General features: G+C 48.4%; 13 protein-coding genes. 7 read left to right on the top strand and 6 right to left on the bottom strand.

All coding sequences use genetic code 11. The features are described from left to right. Positions 1 to 23: 23 nt before the first annotated feature. Together EYB58_RS05760 and EYB58_RS05755 are read right to left on the bottom strand one after the other, a co-directional pair. Positions 24 to 260 carry a hypothetical protein gene (locus EYB58_RS05760; protein WP_111957509.1) on the bottom strand — a complete coding sequence of 79 codons (237 nt, stop codon included), beginning with the start codon at positions 258 to 260 and terminating at the stop codon, positions 24 to 26. Between the two features lie 78 nt (positions 261 to 338). Continuing rightward, positions 339 to 1,391 carry a radical SAM protein gene (locus tag EYB58_RS05755; RefSeq protein WP_242637575.1) on the bottom strand — a complete coding sequence of 351 codons (1,053 nt, stop codon included), beginning with the start codon at positions 1,389 to 1,391 and terminating at the stop codon, positions 339 to 341. Between the two features lie 834 nt (positions 1,392 to 2,225). On the opposite strand from EYB58_RS05755, the gene EYB58_RS05750 reads away from it, so the two are divergent. Genes EYB58_RS05750 through EYB58_RS05740 form a run of 3 tightly spaced genes read left to right on the top strand, consistent with a single transcriptional unit; the run spans position 2,226 to position 6,714 of the window. Next, on the top strand, positions 2,226 to 3,272 hold the full coding sequence (locus EYB58_RS05750) for a polyamine ABC transporter substrate-binding protein (RefSeq protein WP_111957505.1): 1,047 nt from the start codon (positions 2,226 to 2,228) through the stop codon (positions 3,270 to 3,272). Positions 3,273 to 3,287: 15 nt separating this feature from the next. Further along, positions 3,288 to 6,512 (top strand): hybrid sensor histidine kinase/response regulator, encoded by a 3,225-nt coding sequence (locus EYB58_RS05745; RefSeq protein WP_111957503.1) that lies wholly within the window; start codon positions 3,288 to 3,290, stop codon positions 6,510 to 6,512. 25 nt (positions 6,513 to 6,537) lie between these two features. After that, positions 6,538 to 6,714 (top strand): reverse transcriptase domain-containing protein, encoded by a 177-nt coding sequence (locus EYB58_RS05740; protein ID WP_341273393.1) that lies wholly within the window; start codon positions 6,538 to 6,540, stop codon positions 6,712 to 6,714. 397 nt (positions 6,715 to 7,111) lie between these two features. Here the strand turns inward: EYB58_RS05740 and EYB58_RS05735 are convergent, their stop codons facing one another. Further along, positions 7,112 to 9,592 (bottom strand): HEAT repeat domain-containing protein, encoded by a 2,481-nt coding sequence (locus tag EYB58_RS05735; protein WP_165477749.1) that lies wholly within the window; start codon positions 9,590 to 9,592, stop codon positions 7,112 to 7,114. 114 nt (positions 9,593 to 9,706) lie between these two features. Beyond that, a complete protein-coding gene (locus tag EYB58_RS05730; protein ID WP_111957499.1) occupies positions 9,707 to 12,301 on the bottom strand; it encodes a hypothetical protein in 2,595 nt (864 codons plus the stop codon). Between the two features lie 596 nt (positions 12,302 to 12,897). On the opposite strand from EYB58_RS05730, the gene EYB58_RS05725 reads away from it, so the two are divergent. From EYB58_RS05725 to EYB58_RS05710, 4 genes are all read left to right on the top strand, one after another. Next, positions 12,898 to 13,266 carry a hypothetical protein gene (locus EYB58_RS05725; protein WP_111957497.1) on the top strand — a complete coding sequence of 123 codons (369 nt, stop codon included), beginning with the start codon at positions 12,898 to 12,900 and terminating at the stop codon, positions 13,264 to 13,266. A 199-nt stretch (positions 13,267 to 13,465) separates the two neighbouring features. Further along, the gene (uvrA, locus tag EYB58_RS05720) at positions 13,466 to 16,441 is read left to right on the top strand and encodes an excinuclease ABC subunit UvrA (protein ID WP_111957495.1); all 2,976 of its coding nucleotides are present in this window, start codon (positions 13,466 to 13,468) and stop codon (positions 16,439 to 16,441) included. 619 nt (positions 16,442 to 17,060) lie between these two features. After that, positions 17,061 to 18,437, top strand: coding sequence for a glycosyltransferase family 2 protein (locus EYB58_RS05715; protein ID WP_111957493.1), 1,377 nt, complete (start codon positions 17,061 to 17,063; stop codon positions 18,435 to 18,437). 453 nt (positions 18,438 to 18,890) lie between these two features. Further along, on the top strand, positions 18,891 to 19,454 hold the full coding sequence (locus EYB58_RS05710; RefSeq protein WP_111957491.1) for a GAF domain-containing protein: 564 nt from the start codon (positions 18,891 to 18,893) through the stop codon (positions 19,452 to 19,454). Positions 19,455 to 19,622: 168 nt separating this feature from the next. Here EYB58_RS05710 and EYB58_RS05705 read toward each other — a convergent pair whose 3' ends face one another. Both EYB58_RS05705 and EYB58_RS05700 read right to left on the bottom strand, forming a co-directional pair. Then, entirely contained in the window at positions 19,623 to 22,778 is a 3,156-nt protein-coding gene (locus EYB58_RS05705; RefSeq protein ID WP_111957490.1) for an NAD-glutamate dehydrogenase domain-containing protein, read from the bottom strand. Between the two features lie 19 nt (positions 22,779 to 22,797). Beyond that, positions 22,798 to 23,748, bottom strand: a complete 951-nt coding sequence (locus EYB58_RS05700) for a helix-turn-helix transcriptional regulator (protein WP_111957488.1) — start codon at positions 23,746 to 23,748, stop codon at positions 22,798 to 22,800. Between the last annotated feature and the right edge of the window lie 6 nt (positions 23,749 to 23,754).

The following is a 23,754-nucleotide window of genomic DNA, read 5'->3' as shown; positions in this document are numbered from 1 at the left end:
AAATAAAGGTTCTAAGACTCACGCTACACCCCGATGATTTTTTCATGAATAAAAATACAGACAAACATGGTGGCAAGAGGAATTGCAATGCCAAAAAACGAGCCCCAGAGAATACTACCGCTGGGATCAAATCCATAAGGTTTTGTGAAATACAATAAAAAATTGATTCCCACGCCTGCAAAAAAATAAATGTGATACCATTTACGACGATTCATATGCCAAGATTGAATTTTTTCCTGCCGGGTCTTCTCCTCTGACATTTGTGTTTCCTTTTCTGGGGTAAAGGGTCTACTTGGTTCCTATAAATTACCTGTAATATTAAAATTTGACATCAATCCCTAAAAATTAAGAAATCGGACAGGTTCCTGTTTATAGGCAAGCCCGAGTTCAATGCGGTCCAGGACCGCCTGTTTTTCATCCGGAAACTGATAGCCTTCATATTCATGGTGGAGGACCAGGTCCCCCGAGGCGGTGCGCCAATAGTTGCCCATGTGGTCAAAGCAAACCTTGGAGGAGACTTCCAGGTTCTGGACCATGCGGCGCAGTTCAAGTAATTGTTCCCGGGGATCAAGCAGGGTGATCTGCCCCTGGTTGACCTGGTCTGCCATCGGGGTACCGGGCGCGGGTCTGAAGGGTCGGGACCGGATATAATGGGGATTGACTTCGCTGAGCACCCGGGCGGTATTCTCGGCGTGCTGGTCTGTCATCTCCTTGCCGCCAAGGCCGGGCATCCAGTATTCTGATACCTGAAAGCCGGCTTCCATGGCCTTTTTACCCCCCTCAATATGGCCGTCTGCCGTTACCCCTTTTTTGATCTGCTTGAGCAGGGCATCATCCCCGGTTTCAAGGCCCAGGTGGAGCCGGTTAAGACCGGCTGCGCGTATGGCCTTCAGGTCCTCAAGGGAGCGTTGGGCCAGGGTCCGTGCCCTTGCATAGGTGGTGATTCTTTCAATGGAAGGAAAGGTTTGTCTAAGATGGGTCAATGCGGCAATCAAGTCCTGGGGCGGCATGATCATGGAGTTGCCGTCCTGTATGAATGCGGTCTTTCCGCCCACCGCCATCCACTGGATCAGCATGTCCGCGCCCGGATGCCGGTTTAAATCGGGTGCTTTTTCAAGCAATGCCAGAATGGCGTTCCGGGTGACCTGGCCGCCGTGCCCCAGTGCTTTTGATTCGGCCTGGAGATCAACCACAAGGTTTGCCATGGCATTGATATCGGCTTTAATTTCCGCCAAGGGTCTTAAGTTAAATTTTTTCCCCTTATACATGGTACAGAAGGTGCAGTGGTTCCAGGGGCAGTTACGGGTAAAGCGAACCAGCAGGGACGCGCTGCCCCCTTCACTGGGCGGGCGGTATACGCCGGTTTCAAACGGATAGTCTCGGCTCATCATTACATCCTTTTTTTATTGTCGTTTATTATAGGATGCTAATCAGATTCCGGAAGTCAACCCATTGAAATGGATTGATAGACGATGTAATTTGTCCGTAGTTTAATATCAATTTTGAATGGCCCATACGGGATACAATTCCTCGATCAATGCAAGTTGTTGCCGGTCAGACCGCTCAAGAAGATAACATGAGAAAGAAACGGAAAGGGATTTATATGAAAGAACTACCAACGACCTGAATTCTTTCATGGTTTGTTATGGGCACGCTGACGAACGTTCAAGGCGGCCCATGGCCGTTATTGGGAAGATCGTTACCATGCAACTGCTGTCCAAGCTGATTCACATTTCATCAATTGTCTGATTTATATTGATATGAACATGGTACGAACAGGAACTGTCTCATATCCCTTAGAATGGCCTTGGAGCGGCTATCATGAAATTCAGAATTCGAAAAAACGATATGCCATAATAAATTACGGACGTTTAATGAGCTTCGTTGACATGAATTTTGTCTTTCATGAATCTTGTCTTTATAATAGTATCAGTTTCAGCCAATAGTGTGGCCAAATCCACTAAATTAAAAAAACAGGAATACTTCTAAATGGGAGGGATGCATCTCCTGCCATGACGAATAAAACTTAATGCATATTTTTTTTATTTACAATCAATTCAATCCCACTCTTGCATCTAAGAGACTTCTGATGAAAGATTTATAACTCTTTTGATTCTGATGGTTAATGATGACTTGGCGACGCCTTGACAAAGGTTATATTCAAAGACTCCAGAAATCATGAGAAAACAAGAAAGGAGAGTTAAGTGAGATACCTACCATTAAAAATGATTGTTTTAAGTGTTATTGTCACTGTTTCTTTTTGTAGCGTTACATATGCGGAACCGGTTCAGGAGCTGACGTTTCTCAACTGGGGTCAAGATTTAAGTCCGGATTTGCAAAAAAAATTTGAAGAAAAATTTAACGCTAAAATTCATACAGTGACTTTTCCCAGTGACGATAGTCGCGACAGTCTTCTGCTGTCTACCGATGGCCAGAACTTTGATGTTGCCCTTGTCGATGGCAATAGTCTCCCTGGCTATATCCGCAGAGGATGGCTGACTCAAATTTCGGAAGATGACATCCCCAACATCCGCCATATCATCCCCCGGTGGGGGAATGCATATAAAGGGTCTAAAGAGTACAGCGTACCTTATTTCTGGGGGACTGTTGGAATCGCCTACCGTTCTGATCTGGTGCAATCGCCAATAAGTTCATGGCTCGATATCATCAAACCGCCGGAAAGCCTGCATGGTAAAATCTTCATGCTGCCACAAAACAGAGAATTAATCGATATCGGTTTGAAAGCGCTTGATTACTCAATCAACAATGCGAATGATTTGAACGCCTATAAAGAGGTCGAAAAACTGTTACTGGCCCAAAAGCCCTACGTCACGAAATATGATGTTCTCTCCGTCACAGAAAAATCAGCCCTTGTCAGTGGCAAAATCCTGGCTGCTGTCACCTATAGTGGGGATGCTCTGACCCTGCAGGAGATCAATGAGGATATCACCTATGTGGTTCCTGTCGAGGGCAGTATCTTGTGGGTTGACTATCTTGTCGTGATGGCAAAAAGTGAAAAGAAAAAGCTATCTATGGATTTCATCAACTTTCTCAATGAACCTGAAAATGCCGCAGAACACGCTGAATATATGTATTATGCGACACCAAATGCGGCGGCAGAAAAATTGCTGCCACAAGAGTTTCTCAATGATCCGACAATTTATCCTGGAAAAACAGTTTTGGAAAAATGCGAAATTGATACCAAACTACCCGCCCGAATTAATAAAATTCGCAACAGCATATTTCTGAACGTTACCCGAAATAAAATATAAAAAAATATTCATTTTATGCGAATTAGAACAAAAACACTCCTCACGTTTCTGCCATTGGTCGTTGTCCCCCTGCTTATTATCGGCGGGGTAAGTGTCGTTAAGATTACGCAGACAGCGCATCATTCCGTCATGACAGAACGGGCAAACTTTCTTAAACAACTCAATGTTCAGGCGCATTCCATCAAACAGTCTGCAGAAAAAAATGCACTGTTGTTGTCTAAAGACAAACTCATTCAAAAATATATTTTAATTGACGATGAAGAGGACCGCTATTCACTGCTGCAACCAACTCTGTTGCGTTTACTGAGCGATTATCAGCAGGTCTATCCTGAATATTACGAAATTCGGCTCATTCTTCCTGATGGTTATGAAGACACCCGAATTACTGTGAAAAACATTCCCAACAAGACCGAATTTGAAGGTGACACGCCCTATTTTAAAAAACTTTCAACAGAAAAATCTTCTATAACAACAATTGTATTTAAAAATCAGGACACCGATAATTATGCTTTGTTGGTCAGTCAAAGGCTCGACTTGATTGATACTTCCGTCAATGAGAAAACAACAACACCGAAACTGCGGGGTTTTTTAACCATTACCCTAGGCCTTGAATGGCTGGATAAAATCCTTCGTCAACTCCAGGAAGAAACAAAGGGAAACATATTTTTCATCAATGACACAGGTACTGTCATCGCCGGGAGGAACCCGGCATTAATCGGCACGATTGTGCCGCAACCATTGTTAAGCAAAATACAGGATTCGGCCCACCCGTCCAAGGTTCTATCCGCGACGTCTGCTCGATTTATGGATATGAACTGTGTTCTGCAATATACGCGGATTGATCCAGGGCTCTTTCTGATCAGCTCACTGTCGGAACAGGAATTGATGGCAGAAAGCTGGTCGGTGGGCAAACTGGTGATCATTCTGACTCTTTTAACCGGCTTGACAGTTTGTCTCCTGTTGCTGCTCGGGTTGCGACACTTCATCCTCAAACCTGTCGTCACGTTGACCGACGCAGTCAAATCGATCAATCTGAAAAATGCCAATTACAAACCTTTAACGGTTCACTCAAAGGATGAGTTCGGGATCCTGGCTGATAATTTTAACCAGATGGCAAGTCGATTACATGATTATCGCAATGCAGCGGAGCAAAACTTCCGTACCCTTGAAGAACAAGTTGTAGATCGTACCGCCAAGCTGAAAAAGTCTATGGATGAAGCCATTATTCTGGCAGAACAGGCCAAGCAGGGCAGCAAGGCAAAGTCACAGTTTTTAGCCAATATGAGTCATGAAATCCGCACCCCGATGAACGGGGTTCTGGGAATGGCCGAGCTGGTGCTGGATACTGAGCTGAGCCCAGAGCAGCGCAATTACCTGAAAACGATCATTCTTTCCGGCCAATCGTTGTTGACCGTCATTAATGATATTCTCGATTTTTCCAAAATTGAAGCCGGAAAACTGGAGATGGAAACGATCAATTTCAATCTGCCGGCCCTGGTCAATGATGTCGCTCAGATGCTTGCTCAAAAAGCCCACGAAAAAAAACTTGAGCTCATCGTCGATCTTGCCGCAGACCTGCATTCGGATATCAGCTCTGACCCGAGTCGGATCCGCCAGGTTTTAACCAATCTGCTCTCCAACGCAATCAAATTTACGGATCAGGGAGAAGTGGTGGTGCAGGTCAGAAATATCAAAGACAGCCAAGAGACGACCAAGGTTCAATTTTTGGTTCGCGACACCGGGATTGGCTTGAGTGAGGAAGATCAGTTAAGGTTGTTCCAACCGTTTTCTCAGGCCGACGAATCGACCACCCGTAAATATGGAGGAACCGGCCTTGGTTTGGCGATTTCCAAGCAGCTGGTGGAATTGATGGGCGGTGAAATCAGTTGTTCCAGTCAACCCGGTCAGGGGGCAGAGTTCCGGTTTACCCTCACTTGCAAAAAAGCATCAACAACGTCTATTGTTGCCGCGGTACCAGCTCTTGAGTTGCAGGGGGTACGCGGCTTGATCATTGACGACAACGCAACCAACCGGAATCTGTTGATTCATCAACTGGCCACGTGGGGGGGCAAACAGGATAGCGCAGAAAATGGCATTCAAGGCTTGGCCAAGCTGCGTCAGGCTGCCGCCGCCGGGGAACCGTTTGATATGGTTATTCTGGATATGCACATGCCAAAGATGGACGGACTGGATGTCGCGCGATTGATCAAGAAAGATCCATCTATCAGCAGTACCAGGATGATCATGCTTACCTCAGCCGGGATTCGCGGAGATGGTAAACTGGCCAAAGAGGCCGGGATTAAGGTTTATCTGACGAAACCGGTTCGGCAGATTGACCTGTATAACAGCCTGGTCACATTGATGAACGGGAGTCCGTCGGAAACCCATGAATTGATCACCAAATACAATCTGAAAAAAGAAACTATAACGTTTGATGCTAAAATTCTTTTAGCTGAAGACAACCTTGTCAATCAGCAGGTGACTGAAGCTGTTTTGCGTAAACTTGGCTGTCAAGTTGATTTAGCTAACGATGGATTAGAAGCCGTTTCTTGCGCTGAAAACAGTTTGTACGATATGATTTTTATGGATTGTCAGATGCCGCGTTTGGACGGTTATGAAGCCACAGGTAAAATCCGTCAGCAGAAAAACAAGGCTAAAAAAGGCACACACACACCGATTATTGCTCTGACGGCAAATGCCTTGAGTGGCGACCGGGAAAAATGTCTGGCTGCCGGAATGGATGATTATATCAGTAAACCGTTTGGGCAAAATCAAATTATAGAAATTCTGAAACGCTGGTTACCGGACAACCTGAAATTAGCCCCTCAACAGTCGCCGGAACAAAGTCTCTCCCCTGTAGCCATGGAAGTTGCTGCGTCAGCAGACGCTGATGTGATAGACCAGAAGGCACTGGACAATATTCGCTCATTGCAAGGCCAAGGGGCTGCAGACCTCTTGAGCCGGATTATTAACTTGTTTGTTGAAGAGACGCCGAATCAATTGGAGAACCTGCAGCAGGCCATTTGCGACAAAGATGCCGGCACGGTCTGTTCCATCGCCCATAGTCTGAAATCAAGCAGTGCGAACCTGGGTGCTATGAAATTATCAGCCTTGCTCAGAGATCTGGAAGAAAAAGCAAGGAGAAACGTACTGACGGATACGCCCAGTTTGTTTCTACAGATAGAGAACGAATTCAAGAGAGCAGAAAAACTGCTGCAAGCTGAAATATTGGAAGTATGACTTTTAATATAGGCGCCAACAAAGCATTACCCGGGAAATCCCCAAACCGGACGGCGGTGTCCGTTTACTTGGAATACCCACGGTGCTGGACCGGTTTATCCAGCAGGCCATATCCCAGATCCTGGAACAGGTATGGGAACCCTTTTTTTCTGAATGCAGTTATGGATTCAGGTCAGGCAGATCCGCACACGATATTTGGTAAAGAATTTCCAGACCTTTTTGAATGGGTTGTTCATAGAATGGACGATTTGCCCTTGCCACAGCAGTATAAAAATACTGTTTCAGATAACTATTTGAAATTAAAAAATGTCCCGGCTTAAAACGGTAGCCCATTCCCCCTACATTTTAACCAGGATTCGTGCGCCCTTTATTTATCAAAAAAAACACCGGGGTTAAGAATCAAAACTCACGACTGTCGAGTTTCATTAATCGTCTCTATGGTCGAGATCCATTATATTTTGATGGCCTCGTTAGCGTCTGAAAATTGCACATAGGGTGACGCCATCAATATTATTGGATCCGCCATCCATGGATATGGAGGATTCAACTCCCTGTTTTTCTAATCCTACACGAATTTTATCAACTCCATCCCTGTCTTTTTATTTGCGTAAGGCATTCACGGCAGCCTCCATCTTAAGACGAACCCAGGGGAAAGGTTCTACTGCCAAAGCCTTTTCAAGGGAATTGATCGAGCCTGGATCACCAATATTTTTAAGGGCCTCGGCCGCATACCCCCTGAAGTTCTCATCAAAAACAACGGTTAACCACTCTTGCATCCTAGGACGAATGGACTTATCACCCAATTGACTTAATGCAAGGGCTGTATTGTGCTTAAGGGGCCAATAGTCCCTTTCAAGATGTTTTTTTAATGCTGGTATAGCTGCCGGATCCCCAATTTGCCCGGCTGCCAGAGCGGCAGCAATAAGGGTGTCACCGTGTTCCTTGCGGTACTTATGCTCCAGAACCCCACGAATGGCTTCGGCTGCCTCTTTATTGCCGACACCAAGCCTTCCGATCACTCTCACCGTTCCATAGCGCGGCCCCCAGCCTGGCAAACATTGCTTGCTGGCAAGGACATTCAGCAACCCCGGTAAAAACTCCTTCCACTGGGCTTCGGCAACGATATAACCTATAACGGTTCCACCCACACACCAGGATTGCTCCCGCCCCCATCCTAAATCTTTTTTATCCTTGCCCTTGCTCCACACCACCCGGCTACCATTTCGATCACTAAGAATATCGAGCAGAACTGACCGCGCTTTTTCCGGATTTGATCGGTACATGCCAACAAAAGCCAAAAGCTTGTTATTCGGGGAAGATTCTTTGTAGGATAATTCCTTGAATGCATCAAAGGTCTGGGGATCAGCAATCATCACTGCTGCCCGCATCATGCGTTTAAATCGTTTTATATCCCGGGTTGCGGCCCGTACGTCTGTCAATTTGGGAAGATTCTTTTTAAGGGGCTGTCCGTTCCATCGGCCCATGGTCTGTTCTACCGGGGGGAGTTTTTTATCCACTATGTACCTGGACAGTTTCTCTTTGACAATAGTATGATTCCCCTGCCCGGTGGCAGCCACCGCTTCGATGGTGATAGACTTGCAGATGCAATCTTCCCATTTGATTCCACCCGCAACTATCTCATATGTGTAGGGAGACTTTTCAACATGTGTGACATTGCGTCGGTCTTTTCCCGTTGGATCATCCCAGACATAGCTTATTTGGACGGCCTCACCCGGTTCAATACTACCCCGAACCAAAATTTTATTCTTTCCGGGATGTAGCTGCGGCAGCGAATAAAGGTTTAGCTGCACCGTATTTTCAAAATCAATGGCCTCTACACGACAGTCGCCTGGTTGGCCAGATGTAAAAAGCTCTAATTTCAACTGATAGGCATATCTGCCAAAAGGAGAGTTGAAATCGCCAGGGGGGCGCGCTCCCTTTTCAGCAACCTCGAATTTATCGCATATGGGAACAACTATGTCTTGTTCCCCCAGAACATGATCCGGGCATGCCCATACTTTTTTCCAGGTTTTACCATTGTCTGGTGATAGGGATATACTAATTTTTTCTCGGGTGGTTTTACGAAAGATCTTGAGCCTGACTTCAGCATCAGAAATAATGTAGGGGGTGCGAAAACACCAAACAGCGGTTGCCGGAGCACTTACCTTTGCCGGTTGCAGCTTTTCTGACACCATGTTGACCAATGGAGCTGCGAGCCCCTTTTCCCAGTCAGGCCGAGAAAAATCGGGTTTATAGCGCCAAATTCCGTTGCCGTAAGTAAATGGGAAGTAAGGCCCCCTCTCAAAGGCAGGAACTTTTTCAGCCATTCCTTTTCCCTGGGCAACGTTGTCCTGGTATGGTTTACCCACATTTCCCCATAACCGCTCCAGGGTTTCGCCACGTCGAAAAGATAATTCCATGGGATGGTCGTTGAAATAAAGGTGCCCGTTTCCAGGCAGGCCATACTGATAATAAAAAGCGTACCATTGGCTGGACAGTTCGTCCAGGCTCAGCAGGCGCTTGTAGGAGCTGTGCCAGCCCACAGCACTGTGGGAAACATCCAGGCCGTGCCAGCGAGAGATACCGTCATAATCCTGATAGTGCATCCCAACGATGGTGTGGCCTCCCCTGACTACCTTTTCAGCCCTGTAGCCCAGTGCCCGCCAAACCTGCTCCACCACCCGGGCCTGTCCGCCGCACCAATGAACGCCATACCCATTCAGCAGCTTATCAGCCTGGTTGACCCAGGGGCGACCTGTAACATCAGGATTTAACCGTTCGGTGGGACATCCTTTTTTATTGTTGAAAATCATCCACCGGCGCACCCAACGATATACAGCCAGAGCTTTCTCATGATCGGTTTTGGCGTTGGAAAGGCGCAAAGCATCCAGGCCGAAACGCCGTGGGTCGGAACCATCCGGCCAACGGTCACAACTCACCCAGAAATCATTGACAGCCGGCACCTCACATAAAACTTTCCCGGGGGTACGTTCCGGCGCCCGCCAATACTCCAGATCCCTTTCCATATCCACCTTGGACCAGATCTCTTTAAGTCTTTGATAAAAAGGATCGGTTTCCAATACGTCTCTGGCATCTGAGGCGTGCGGAGAAATAAAGAAAAAAGAAAGTAAGATCACAGAGAACAATACAATTGAGCGACCTGTGAAAATGAATGTAGATTTGATCAACATATATCACCTCTCCGGGGTAAGTTTGATGGTTGCAGGGCCATTTACAGCAAACCGCAATGTTCCCTCCTCACTGGCTGTGATTTTATTCTCCCCTTGAGCTGTTCCAGCCACTGAATACCTGGTGCCAGGTTTCAAATCAACAATCAAATGATCAATTATACCCTTTGGAACGCTATAGGAGACCTCATCATCAACCATACCGCTGCGTCCGAACATCACAAGCGTCCCTCCCACGGCAACTCCGACCATTCTATGATTTTCGGACTCGATCTTCCCCACTGTGGGCATCTTTGCGGTTTTTGTGTCGCCGATATGAATGAGATGCAGGAAATTATCAAATTTTTTAGGAATTGCCGGTGAGACTTCAATCCGCCAGCGTCCAGCGTCCAGCTTTTTTATAAGGCTTTTAGCTTTTTTTGAATCTCCCGTGCGGTTCTTGCCATTCCACCAGGCCTCGTAACCATCCCCACCGACTCTACGAATAATTTGCTCTTCAGGAAGCAGGGTTCGGATAAACAATCTTCCGGGATCATCGGGGTTTGGCGGCTTAAGCACACCATCCCCCCAGGTCATCTGAATGGTGCCCCCATTGAAACTGTCTATGTGGCCCGGCACCTCGGTTTTTATAAGCCTGCCATCCAACACCTCGGGTTTGCCCTGAAAATGACACAGCCAGGATTTTTTCCAGGATTTATCCAGGGATTGCACCCGGTCGAACATCACAAGATTGTTGGTTTCCATCAGATACACCATGGAACGGGTAAAAAGATCAATTTTTGGTTTATTCTTCCAGACTCGCCCGGACTTTTTCCCCTTATACCAATAGCTGAATCGCGGATTATTGTATGCCATGGTGGCATCACCGGATACATATGTATAGCTGTTGTCTTTGGCCTTTTCAAAGGCAAGGATCTCCCCGGTTTCAAACAAACCGGCCTGGACAGTGCTTTCTTCTGATTTCCTGCGCAGATACTCGTCAAAGGTAAAACAGGTCTGACCGCAGGCCCATCTCATCCTCTGTCCGCCAGGGTTGGCGATAATCCCGGGGGCCAGAAGATCTCCGGCTCCTGATCCTCCTGCATGGTTGAATTCTCCAGGCTGAAAAATTAACATGCTATTGCTGCTGATCGTTTGGGTAAAATAATGACTTCCAGCCCCCCCATGCCAGCACTTGTCCAGGCCATAACTGCCCCCCTGCACTGCCAGGCGACCTTTGCTGAATATCCAAAAAGAATTGACGTGATTGGCCTGGCTGTGGGTCCACACCCAGTCACCGCATTTAAACTCAATCACCGTACCATCGGGAGCCCATCCTTTATTGCGCATTTGAAGATATCCTGATCCATTTCTTCCCCAGAGCTTTATAAAAGGTTTGTCGAGTACACCGTCTGCCGCTCTACCATCAATTGCCTTGCTGTAAAATAAAATTCGGATCAGTCGCCCATAGGGCCCGCCCATGGGGTCTTCCTTAAGCCACCGCTGAAAGGCATAAAATTCAGAATTGCCATAGGCGCGGGCAATGGTCCAATAAAAACTTTTACCTTTAATCCTGAGTCCCGGCGGATTGTAGTCCCAAGCTACTGCATCGCTACGGGTCTTGTCCGGAAAAACCTCAGCCATCATGTAGTGAAGGTGGCCCTCCAGCCAGTTGCCGTAATCCCTTTGAATAACTTCGTAGATATCCTCGCCCTCCACTGCACTTGCCCAGTAAGCGATTATCTGCGGCATGATCATACCGATGTTGTAGGCACTGCCGCCGTGCATCCAGGACCCGCCATTGTGCTGCCAGGCCCGGAAGTAATTTCTTTTAAAGTACCCCATCCCCCAGCGCCTGAGCTTAACGGCCTCCGGGTGATCATCCAGCACAAGTCCAGCGGCAAGCACGTCCGATGGCCAGCCAGGTGACCCGCGGTGGGTCCAGATGTCAAAGGCATGCCCTGACTCATAAATCCGGGCACATTTCAGCGCCACCTCGGCGATCTTATCTGCCATACTACGGCGCTGGTCTTCGGTAACGCTGGGGCTATTATAAATCCAGTCGAACCACAACGCCGTTTGAACCAACCCGCCCCCGACATTATACTGCGGCTTGGCCGCCATGATCCGTTCAACGATGCGGGGTACCAGAGTTTCATCTCCAGTTATCAAATAGAGCAGAGCACGATGGGTTATCACGGATGAGGAAGAGGGATGGTCGGGCGGTTTTTTCATATCTATTGCCACTTGCCTGGCCCAGGGCTCCTGCCTGGCACGAGCACGAAGCTGTGCAAACGACAATCCATGCTTCCATTCAGATGGTCTTACAAGCAGTCTCGGGTGCCCATTCACCATCCTGGGCAATTGCTCCACCGGCAGTGCCTCCTCTGCCATGGTGATCCCATAGGCATTCCCGGTCCGCAGTTTATTTCTTCGAGGCCCCAGTGGTTGGAAAAAAGCGTCCTCGCCTGAAGCTCTCAGGGTTGATGAGGGAGGCACCGATCCGGCCAATAATTTTGCCCCTGCTTCCTGGTGAAGCATTTCACCAGTATGACCGAATCCTGCAAATGTTGTTACGATGATAGCCAAAGCAGCCACGGTAACTTTTATCAGAACTTTCACCCTGCGCCTCCTTTTGTGAACCTACATTGGAGTTTGGTTGTGCATGTTTTTTTCACGACGTTAAAGGCCTATTCCTGGTTTCTGACAAAATGCACCACTACTATCATAACGAATATTGGGTGTAATTAAACATTTAGGGAAAATCCGCCATAGGGTTTTATCGATCTAGCTTTTTGAGTAAATGGCGTCCAAAATCCCTTTGATAAGTGATAGTGATGCTAAACCTATTTTTCGAATTATTTTAGATGGTTTCTGCATAAAAGAATAGGGGTTTTATCCATTTAAATTTTGACTGGTGAAAATGTTCGTTTTTTCTGCCATCAATGTCGCAATCGGGAGCTATATTTCATAACACTATAACGACACTTTGATATTTAAATTTTGAGCGATTGCAATTTGTTTTTTCCTATGACTTTGGCGCGCTTTATTATTGCGTTTTAATTGATATTTTACAATCTCAACTTTCGGTGCTTAAAAACAGCAGCGAATGAGACCATAACTAACTGAATTTGCAATATAAATTGACGAATTTTACTTTATGTGATATGCTTCGTTTACCACTAAACAAACATTTCAGACAAAGGAAATTCGTCAAAATGAATACTACCCTTACCGACCTACAAAATCAAATAACAAAGTCAGAACAGATTGGCGTACTCAGTGATTTTTTTACAAAATTCAAAATTGGTACGTTATTGAATCAATCAGGAATCGTTAAAACGAAAGGGGCATCACCGCTTGCCATTTTTACAGCCCTGTTTAACCTGGCATTTCACAACAAAAATTTATACCAGGGCATTGTGAAAAACAAAAAGATTAAAGTCGATAAGGACGCTGCTTACAATTTTCTGAACTCTTCGACATATAACTGGCGGCGGTTTACCCTTCATCTTTGCCGCCGGATTTATTTTGTCATCAGAAAGCTTCTTGATGATTCTCTCGAAAATCCAAGAGATGACGCTTAAATTGAATAGAAAACTGTCTTGACATTGGGGTCCACTTTATAATCGGGATAGGACTCCCCCATCACTTGTTTCCAAACAAGACTTCGCAGTCTTCGCATTATCCAAATCCAGCGTTAATTAAGATCCTGCTACCCGGACTTTACTTTTCAAAGCAGGTGATTATCGTTGTTAGGGTAACCAAAAACAAACATGGTGACCCATGAAAAAGAATATTGCTGCCGCTGTAACCCAGACAGCTGATAGTTATGCTGCTGATAGCCTGACCCCCCTGCACCCCATAGAAGATGATTCCAGGTCCAAGGAATTGGACCGGATCATTGTCCGGGGCGCCAAGGAACACAACCTTAAAAATATTGATGTGGAGATCCCCAAAAAAAAGCTGGTGGTGGTGACGGGGGTTTCCGGGTCGGGCAAGTCCAGCCTGGCCTTTGATACTATTTTTGCCGAAGGCCAGCGCCGGTATGTGGAATCCCTGTCCTCCTATGCCCGCCAGTTCATCGGGCAGATGGAAAAACCGCGGTACGAGACCATCCGGGGGCTATCCCCCACCATTGCAATTGAACAGAAGGCCGCGTCCAAAAATCCACGCTCCACCGTGGGGACCATCACCGAAATTTACGATTACCTGCGGGTGCTTTTTGCCCGGGTGGGAACCCAGTACTGCTATAAATGCGGAAAAAAGGTGGGACGGGGTCATGCCCAGGCCATGGTCTCCCAGATTATGGATTTGCCTGACGGGTCTAAGATCCTGATTTTAGCGCCCATTGTGGAAAACCGGAAAGGTGAACACCGGGAGCGCCTTGAAGACCTCAAACGCGAGGGGTATGCAAGGGTCCGGGTGGACGGGGTGGTCCAGGACCTTGAAAATGTCCAGACCCTGGCCCGGAACAAAAAGCACCACATTGAGGTGGTTATTGACCGGTTGGTGGTAAAGTCCGAAGGCGCGTTTGAAAAACGGCTTACCGATTCGGTGGAAGCGGCCTTGAAACTGGGCGCAGGCCAACTCATTGTTCACATGGTGGGCAGAGAAGATCTGAAAATGAGTGAGGCCCGCTCCTGTTGCGGCATTGCCTATCCCGAACTTACACCCCAGATTTTTTCCTTTAACTCGCCTTTGGGCATGTGTCCGGACTGCAACGGAATTGGCACCCTTTTGGCCATTGATCCGGATAAAGTGGTGCCGGATACCAATCTATCCATTCGCGAGGGTGCGGTGGTCCCCTGGAAAAATTATTTCATCAAAAAACCGCGGTTTAACAATGAAAATTCCTGGGGCAAGGGCCAGCTTCTGGCCATGGAGGAACAGTGGGGTATTGATTTTGATATTCCCTGGAAAAAGCTGCCTAAAAAACAGCGGGACCTGTTACTCTATGGCTCGGACAGCAAACAAATGACCGTAAACTGGAACTCGTCAAAGATCCAGGGCAGTTTTTCCAGAACCCACGAAGGCCTGATCCACACCCTGATGCGCCGGTACAGAAATACCCAGTCCGAACACCAGAAAAAGTACTATACCAATTTCATGACGTCGGCTATCTGCCCAGCATGCAAAGGCCGGCGGCTGCGGGATGAAATTCTGCATGTCAAAATTAATGACAACTCCATTATGGATGTCACTGAGATGACCGTGAAAGAGGCTTATAATTTTATCTCTTCCCTTGAGCTGACCGGCAGCAAAAAGCTCATTGCCGCCGAATTGCTCAAAGAGATTCGGGATCGTCTGGGGTTTCTGGTGAACGTCGGCCTGGATTATCTTTCCCTGGACAGGTCCGGTCCCACACTGTCCGGCGGGGAATCCCAACGCATCCGCCTGGCCTCCCAGGTGGGGTCTGAACTGACCGGGGTGCTTTATATTTTGGATGAGCCCTCCATCGGCCTTCACCAGAGAGACAACATCAAGTTGCTGTCCACACTGAAACACCTGCGGGACATCGGCAACACCCTGCTCATTGTGGAGCATGACCAGGAGACCATGGAGGCCTCGGACTGGATTGTGGACATCGGCCCGGGTGCCGGTCACCTGGGCGGGGAAATTGTGGCCCAGGGCACACCTGAACAGATTCGCAGAAACCCGGTTTCCCTCACCGGTCAATTTTTAAGCGGACGTGAAACCATTGCCGTACCTGAAAAACGAAGAATGCCCAAAACCATGGGAAATAAATGGATCACCATCCACGGAGCAGGTGAAAATAATCTGGCCGACATCACCGCCAAAATTCCTGTGGGGCTTTTAACGGCGGTCACCGGTGTGTCCGGGGCAGGTAAATCCACCCTGATCAACCAGATTCTCTATCCGGCCCTGGCGGTAAAACTGCACGGCTCCCAGATGAGCGTGGGAAAACACAAAAAGATCACCGGACTGTCCCATATCAACAAGATCATCAACATAGACCAGAAACCCATCGGTCGGACCCCGCGCAGCAATCCTGCCACATATACCAAGCTGTTTGACCCCATCCGGGATCTGTTTGCCATGCTGCCGGAATCCCAGTCCCGGGGGTATAAAAAAGGACGGTATTCCTTTAATGTCAAGGGCGGCCGCTGCGAGGCCTGCCATGGGGACGGATACATCAAGGTGGAGATGCACTTTTTGGCTGACGTATTTGTGCCCTGTGACGTATGCCACGGCAAACGGTTCAATAAATCCACCCTGGAGATCAAGTACAAGGACCACTCCATTTCCGATGTGTTGGATCTGTCCGTAGTACAGGCCAGGGAACTGTTTGACGCCCATACCAAGATTACCCGAATTCTGGATACGCTGGTGGATGTGGGGCTCTCCTATATTAAACTGGGCCAGGCCGCCACCACTTTGTCCGGCGGCGAAGCCCAGCGGATTAAACTGGCCCGGGAGCTTGCCAGAAAGGACACCGGTGACACCCTTTATATTTTGGACGAGCCCACCACCGGGCTGCACTTCCAGGACATCCGCATGCTGCTGCAGGTACTCCAGCGACTCACCCATGCCGGTAATACCGTGGTTATCATTGAGCATAACCTGGATGTAATTAAGACAGCAGACTGGATTCTGGACATTGGTCCCGAGGGCGGCAGCGGCGGGGGCAGGATTGTGGCAGCAGGGCCGCCGGAGGATGTGGTTAAAGATTCCGGCAGCTACACTGGTCGGTATTTAATCCCCATTCTTAACCCCGGCGGTCACAATCCGGTTTCATAAATTACGTATTTTGCACCTTTTTATGGGTAACAAGTGAAAATTTTGTAACTCATTTTATTATCAGACGGTGTTTGCGCAAAGAAAATACTTTAAATATAAATAGTTGTGTCTTTGGTATGCCCTTTGCTATACATAAAAACAAAGGACACGTATGACAAAGGGAACAATCACCCCTTCAACCACTGCATACTCCATCTGTCCTTGTCTCACCACCATCACCTCCCTGTGTCGGAGGAAAATATTCCGGCACAGGGCCTCACCATTAAATGGTGACTTAAAAAAGGAAAAGAATTGTGATCAGGCAGCATACATATTCTGTCTGTCAGAATGATTCAAACTCAAATGCCCTGTGAATTAAGACGTCACAAGGCATTTGAGCTTTTTTGTTCGGGCTGATGCTTACAAGGCTATATTCAGAAAGACCCAAAATGAAAAATTCGTTCCCGGGGATGACATTTTAGTAACTCATTTGTATATAAATCCCCCGAATATTATAAATTTTATTTAAATTCAAAGGGTTACATCGTGGCACACCCTTTGCTCTGTTGTGGGCTACATCTTAGCAGAGCATTTTGCTCTGCTGCTGATGAATTTTAAAGAAATAAGGAGATGGAAATTGATGATAACGTCTAAAAAGATAATCGGAAATAAAAAAAAATTTGCAGCCCTTGCCTGTATTTTGACCGTTGTGGCAGCGGCCTGCCTGTACGGCACTGGTGGTTCATCCGGTTCCCAATTTCTTAAAGGGCTGCCCTGGGGAGATGCGTTGATTGTTTCATTTTCCGTTCTTTTCTGTCTGGCCTTGGCAGAGCTGGTATGGAGAATTATCCTGGTACTTAAATACAGGCCAATTCCGAGTGTGTCCGATGATCAACTGCCGACCTGTACAATCGTAGTACCGGCCTACAATGAGGGCCGTCAGGTATTTGATACCCTTAAAAGTCTTGCGGCCGGCAACTATCCCAGGGAAAAAATTCAATTGATTGCCGTGGATGACGGCAGTGTGGATAACACCTGGAAATGGATTAAAAAGGCCAAAAGAACACTTGAATTACCTGTCCTGACCATACGCCAGCCCCAGAATCAGGGCAAGCGCCAAGCCCTTTATGACGGGTTTAAGAAAAGCACAGGCACGGTACTGGTAACCGTGGACAGTGACTCCGTGGTAGAGCCAGACACCCTTAGAAATCTGGTGACACCTTTCGCATTAAATCCCCGTGTCGGCGCTGTTGCCGGCAATGTTCGGGTGCTCAACCAGGCCCAGGGTATTATCCCCCGGATGGTGGACATTGTTTTTGTGTTCAGTTTTGATTTCATGCGTGTCAGCCAAAGCATGGTCCGCACAGTGACCTGTACACCCGGTGCCCTGTCTGCGTACCGTAAATCCGCTGTCATGGGTGTGCTTGATAAATGGCTGAACCAGACGTTTTTTGGGCGGCCCGCCAATATCGGCGAAGACCGCGCAATGACAAATATGATTCTTCGCCAGGGATATGATGTGGTGTTTCAGCAGAATGCCAGGGTTTTTACCGAGGTACCTGTGGTTTATGCCCAGCTTTGCAAAATGTATTTGAGATGGGCCAGAAGCAATGTACGCGAGACCATCGCCATGGCGTCCTTTATTTTTACTCGATTTCGCCGGGGATCAATGCTTGGGGCGCGGATCAACCTGGTTTCCGACGTGCTCAAACTGACCGTGGCCCAGATTTTTTTCTTGATTTCCTGGGGACTGATTCTGTGGCATCCGGCCATATTCGGGAGCAAGACCATTATCGGCATTGTGTTGGGCTCCAGTCTGTCCGCGACAATCTACGCGTGGAAATTCGGCAAGATCTCCTCAATATTGGCATTTGCCTATGGATTTTTCTTTTTTATCGCCCTGACCTGGATTAAACCTTATGCGCTGGTTACCCCTCATAACTCCAATTGGCTGACACGAGCCTGTCCAAAGGTCAATCCGGACACGGATCTTCACCACCAATTCAGCGCCCGGTAGTTGACCTGATCCTTCCTTACGTCCTTTTCTTTTGGCACGGCGCACTGTTCCGGTGCTGCCGTGCCGTCCTGACGGTATCTAAAAAGTCTCTACCTGTGGTCCGGCAGCGCTCCAATCTATCAAAAGTGCAAATCCAGGTGCATAATATTACTTTTTGCTCTCACTATTTTTTGGATAGGCAACCTGATTATCAAAAAAATAGAGTTGCGAGGGTTGAACAAATAGTCACGATTTTCTTTGACCTTCGTGTATGAATCAGATATATTAGAGGCATATCAAGTTAAACAATAGATCGTTATCCTGCTTATTGCTACACGACTGGTTATTGCTCACTTCTTTTTCTCTTACGCCGCTTTTGTTTGATCGCCAGGTACCGCTGAAACTATCTTAAGACGCTCTTAAACCGGTTGAGTATAGTAAAATCTTTAATCTTAAAAGAAAAAGGAGAACGCTATGGAGAACCACGAACTTCATTACGAAACCCTCACCCGTTTGACCACTGCAATTTCCCACTGCAAAGATCCGGAGGAAGTTGCCATGGTTACCGCCGAAAGCGTGAAAAGCGTTTTCAATGCCAAGGGCTGCTGTGTTTTTATGGTCAACAGGGAGACTGGAGAACTGGGCCTGGTAGGCTCTTTCGGTCTGAGCCAGGAGTATCTTGAAAAAGGGCCGACCCATTTTAAACAGGCAATCAAAGAGGCCAAGGATGCGGTTCCCATTGCCATTTATGATGTCATGGATGATCCCCGGATTAAGTATCCTGAAGCGGCGAAAAAAGAAGGGATCGCCTCGTTGCTGGGTGTGCCTATTATCAGCCATAATAAAATTATCGGTGCATTACGGGTTTACACTGCCGAACCATGGGAATTTTCGCAAGATGACGTCACCGTGATCCAGGCGGTTGCGCTGATTTGTGGTATGGCCATGGATATGTGCCGGATGTACAAGGGATATAAAACCAGTATTGAAGTATTGAAAAACATGAGGGATTCGTCAAATTTTAAAGTCAACAAATGATCCCCCTATGAAGGCGTCCCCACCCGTGTTGGGCAGTCCATTTACAATTATTAGTAGTAAAATGTTTTAACCTTTAGCGGCTGCATGGAAATCCCCTTGCAGCCGCTTTTGATTTTATCCTTTAAATCAATAACTTCTTGGAACATCCGTACGTAGGACCGCAGACGTTTAAAGTGATGCCTTCTGCCGAGGAGGGTGGGGAGGAGCAGCCAGATCAGCCACTGTGCCGGTAAAGTCTTTTTCCAGTTCTGCCTTAAAATTGTCCCATTCCAGGCCGAACCGGTAAAAAGCCGTAACCGCTAGTTGTTTGGTGATGATGGCATCCCGATATTCCTGCATGGAATCGGTATTCAGAAAGTCTATGATCCGCTTTTTGCCCATTAGTTTAACCAAAGTTTCGGGGATATACGTTGCCAGGATTCTCCAGACCTGGCTTTTTTGTTTTAATATGGTGTTAAGCCTGGTGCGGAATGTTTTCTGAAGGGCCAGAATTTCTTCCCCTGCCTTGTCTGATTGGGCAAAGAGTGGAATGTTCGGATCTGCTTTACAGCGACGGATTAATATTTTTGTTTCCGTTGCCGCATGGGTTTCAACAAGACCGAGGATCTCCCGAACCAAGTCACCGCAAACCTTAGAATCCCCAAGTATGGCGGCCTCGTATTGGTCCCCGAGTAGGAATCCCGGAAGGACTTCGGCCATGACCGAAGAGAATACGCCGCCTTTGTTGGCAGTGGTATCCTTGAGGTGGCGGATGCAGGTGTTTGTCGCGATATATCGCCGGGCGTCGTTGTCGAAGAAAAGGCCGGCGCCTTCCACGATAAATTCAAGTTCCTTGAAATTTTCCAGAAAGGATCTAACGGTTCTTCCAGTGACGCCCTCCTTGAATCCGCCGCAAGGCATACAGGCCCGAATCCCGCCCCTGCGGATGTGCGTTCTCATTTCCGGGTTAAAGAGGAACTCTCTGTGAAAGAGGGCGCTGTCTTCAACCACGGTGCCGTCGGGCAGGAAGATGCGCGTGGCCGTGGCCGGTACCTTGAAGCCCTCGGTAGACAGCATGTCCGATGGAAAGGCCAGTGTGCCGGCAGCGGTGCCGATACGGGCGGCGAAGACCAGTTTTTCCAACTCGGCGGGATCCAGGCCAGCCGGATCAAAGAGGAGGCCCTCATTGTCTATGGCCAGGCAAATCCGGCCCTGGCAGCAGAGCAGTTCATTACCCCCCAGCCGTCCGTCGGGGCCGCCGATGACCATGAGATTCAGATTTTTTTCCCGGGCGTTATAATGGTGGATCAGGGTTCGGAAGGCTGCCATCATGGCCGTGGCGGTCATGCCCAGGGTTTGAATATTTCCACTTATTTTTTCCCGAAGTTCTTCTATATCCTGGGTGACTAACTGGGACTTTCCATTGATTTGCAGATCGCTTCGACCATTCCCAGCCGGCAGCAGCCCGAATAATTTGCCGCTTTTCAAGAGACCGTAATTATCGTGGGGGATGCCGCATCCTTTTTCCGTGGCAATAGTCCGCCAGTGTGGACAGCCCCGTTCCTTTGCTCTGAAGGCCACGGTGTCCATGAAGCCTGCTGTGCCCCGATCCGGTTCAAAAAAAAGTATTTCAAGCCGACCGTAATAATCCATTACATTTTCATTGGGGAGCGTGAGGTCCAGGATGCTTTCGGTGAAATCCAGTACTGCATCCCGGGGGTATTCTCCGTAGACCGGATGGGGAACAATTACGCCTGCCGCGCCGTCTTCGCAGATGTCCTTATGCTTGAGCCGCCGGTCCCGGGGGCCCAGGATAAAGCTGAGCAGAGCCGCATTTTCCATCTGCCTTTCGTGGACAGCGGAATCTTCTGTCGCCAGACGCAGGCCGCCCCTGGCAATGTCGGCGGAACGCATGTGGACGCCTGCGGCATAGTGGCCGTTGATAAAGAAAATTCCGTAGACAGGCTGGTTGTATACCAGGGGGTCCAGGATGCCACTGGATAGGCGGAAGCTGTAGGCCCGTTTGCCCGGGGTGTAAAAATTGGTCTTTTGGCAGTGGGTTACAAGTCTTGCCATGAACCGGAAGACCTGAAGGGCTGTGGGATGTTCTGTGAGATGTTTCCGGCACATCCGGTGAAATATTTCAAGTTGTTCCGTCAGATTAGCTGTCGACCAAAGGGGGGCCAGGGCCGGGTCAAAGCGATGGGCGAATAATTCATATAAGGCTTTGAGCAGGCCGGGGTGGGCCGTAGCAGCGGCTGCGATGGTTGGGTTGTCAAATTCGGCCCGTGCGGCCTTGTGAATCCGGTCGGCAAAGGCCTCTTCACAGGCCTTGTCATCCAGACGGGACATGATGGCATCATCGCTTTGGGCCTTGCTTTCCGAAAAGATGAATATTCGGGCAAAGTCAATGGCATTGCCGGCAAAGAGCATTTCCTTGTAGGTTAGCTTGCTTTCCACGTAAAGATCCGTGACAGGGCCCACATTAAAGGCCATGAAATCCTGAATGTCCCGGATTAGTTCGATTTCCCGGGTCCGTGAAAGTTCTCCTTGGATATAGAGGGAACAGATGGACGTGGGCACATTGGTGTCGTCCCAATAGGGCTCCCAATAGGCCCGCATGAGGGTGAAGCCGTGGTCCTGGAGCAGCTGCCGGAAGATGGGGATTTTGGGGGTGGCAAAATCCGAGTTGAACATGAGCCGGGTTTCCGCGGTAGCCGGCAAATTAAAGGCTTCCACCAGGGGCGTTACCGATGCCTTGCAATCCCTTAAAAATTTTTCATACCGCATGCGGGTGGGTTCGGGGGTTGCGGTATAATCACCGGCAAGGTTGAAAAGAAAAGGAGACTGCTTGAACTCATGTTTGGTAAAATCGTTTACGGTTTCCGGCCGGAAAATATAGGTGTAGTATTCATTTTCCCGGCTGTAGTAATATTCCCTGCGGTGGCCGGATATCATGGTTTCCATAAGTTTTTCCATGGCATCCCGGGTTTCCTGGGTGGCGATGCGGACCCGCTGGACCTCACTGCCTTGCCCTAGGTCAAAGTCGATGTGGGCCACCCGGCCCACCAGGACGACCCGGTCATTCTGGACGGCAATGCTGGAGGTGATCGAGGAGAGGATTTGCTTGAGGGAGTCTTTGGTGATATTTTCGAAAAAATAGCTGGGAAGCCCCAGATCATTGAGCAGGATACCTGCGGCCATATTGATACAATGGGCCGTGATCAGGCCCTGGGCGGAAAGGTCAATGACGGCTTCGTAGAGAATCCTGATATTGAGGTTGAGTGCATCGGCACGGTCAATGATATGGGGGGGCTGACTGATGTCGGGCAGCAGATTGGACATGGGTGTTCCTCCATGCGGGTTACAGGCCGGACAGGTAAGATGTCAGGTTGATTTTTTTATTGGCGATGCCCAGCTTTTTGCGGATGTGGTTCCTATAGGTTTCCACGCTGCGGTGAGAGAGGTTGAGCATTTTTCCGATCTCCTTAGAGCTCAGGCCGGTACGGATCATATTGCAGATTTCGTTTTCCCTGGGGGTGAGGCGCTGGTGGAGTCGGGAAATTTTAGTGCCAAATGAAGAGGTAAGCTGTGCGATGTTTTCTTCCAGCAGTTGCAGATATTCTTTGTCCAGATCCGATCCCTGCTCTTCCATTTTTTTGACCAGGGGCAGCAGCAAATTTTCCACATTGGCTAAGACCCGTTTTTCCAGATCGACCTTTTCCTCTCGCAGTTGGCTCATCACTTCCCGCAGGGCAATATTTTTTTCCTTGAGCTGTTGGTTTTGTTCTTTGAGCTTGTGCCGTGATTCCCGCAGTTCGGCTTCGGCCTGTTTCCGCTTGCTGGTCCGGCCGAGAAGTTCAGCCACCGCATTGATCAGCGATCGTTCTTCGGCCAGAAAGGGTCCCTCGTCCATGTCGGGGCGCTTTTCAAGGTAGCAGACCGTGAGTGTACCAATGGGCTCACCATAGGCAATGATTTTCGCCTGCTGTTTCCAGAAGGTGTTTTTGTAATTTTCCGTGCGGAAACTCTGGTCGTTGATGAGAAGCTGCGCGCATGTAATCTCCGGGTACTGCCAGGAGGGTGGGATGATATCCACCACCTGCTGGAAGATCTCTTCCAGGGACAACCCGGTCTGTTCCAGAATTTTGGAGATACCGTACAGGCACTTTATTTCTTTCATACGTTCCTGGAGCTTGTGGGCCTGTTGCTTGAAAATAAGCTCCATGCGCCGGTGCTCCTGCTCCAATTGTTCCAGCTCCCGGTTGCGACGGACCAAGGCGTCGATGTCTGGCTGCTCCACGGTGCGACTCATTCCCTC

It is taken from the genome of Desulfobacter hydrogenophilus (genome assembly GCF_004319545.1).
Taxonomy (GTDB): Bacteria; Desulfobacterota; Desulfobacteria; order Desulfobacterales; family Desulfobacteraceae; genus Desulfobacter; species Desulfobacter hydrogenophilus.
The sequence above is the reverse complement of the archived record's forward strand: the minus strand, read 5'-3'. Positions and strand labels throughout refer to the sequence as shown.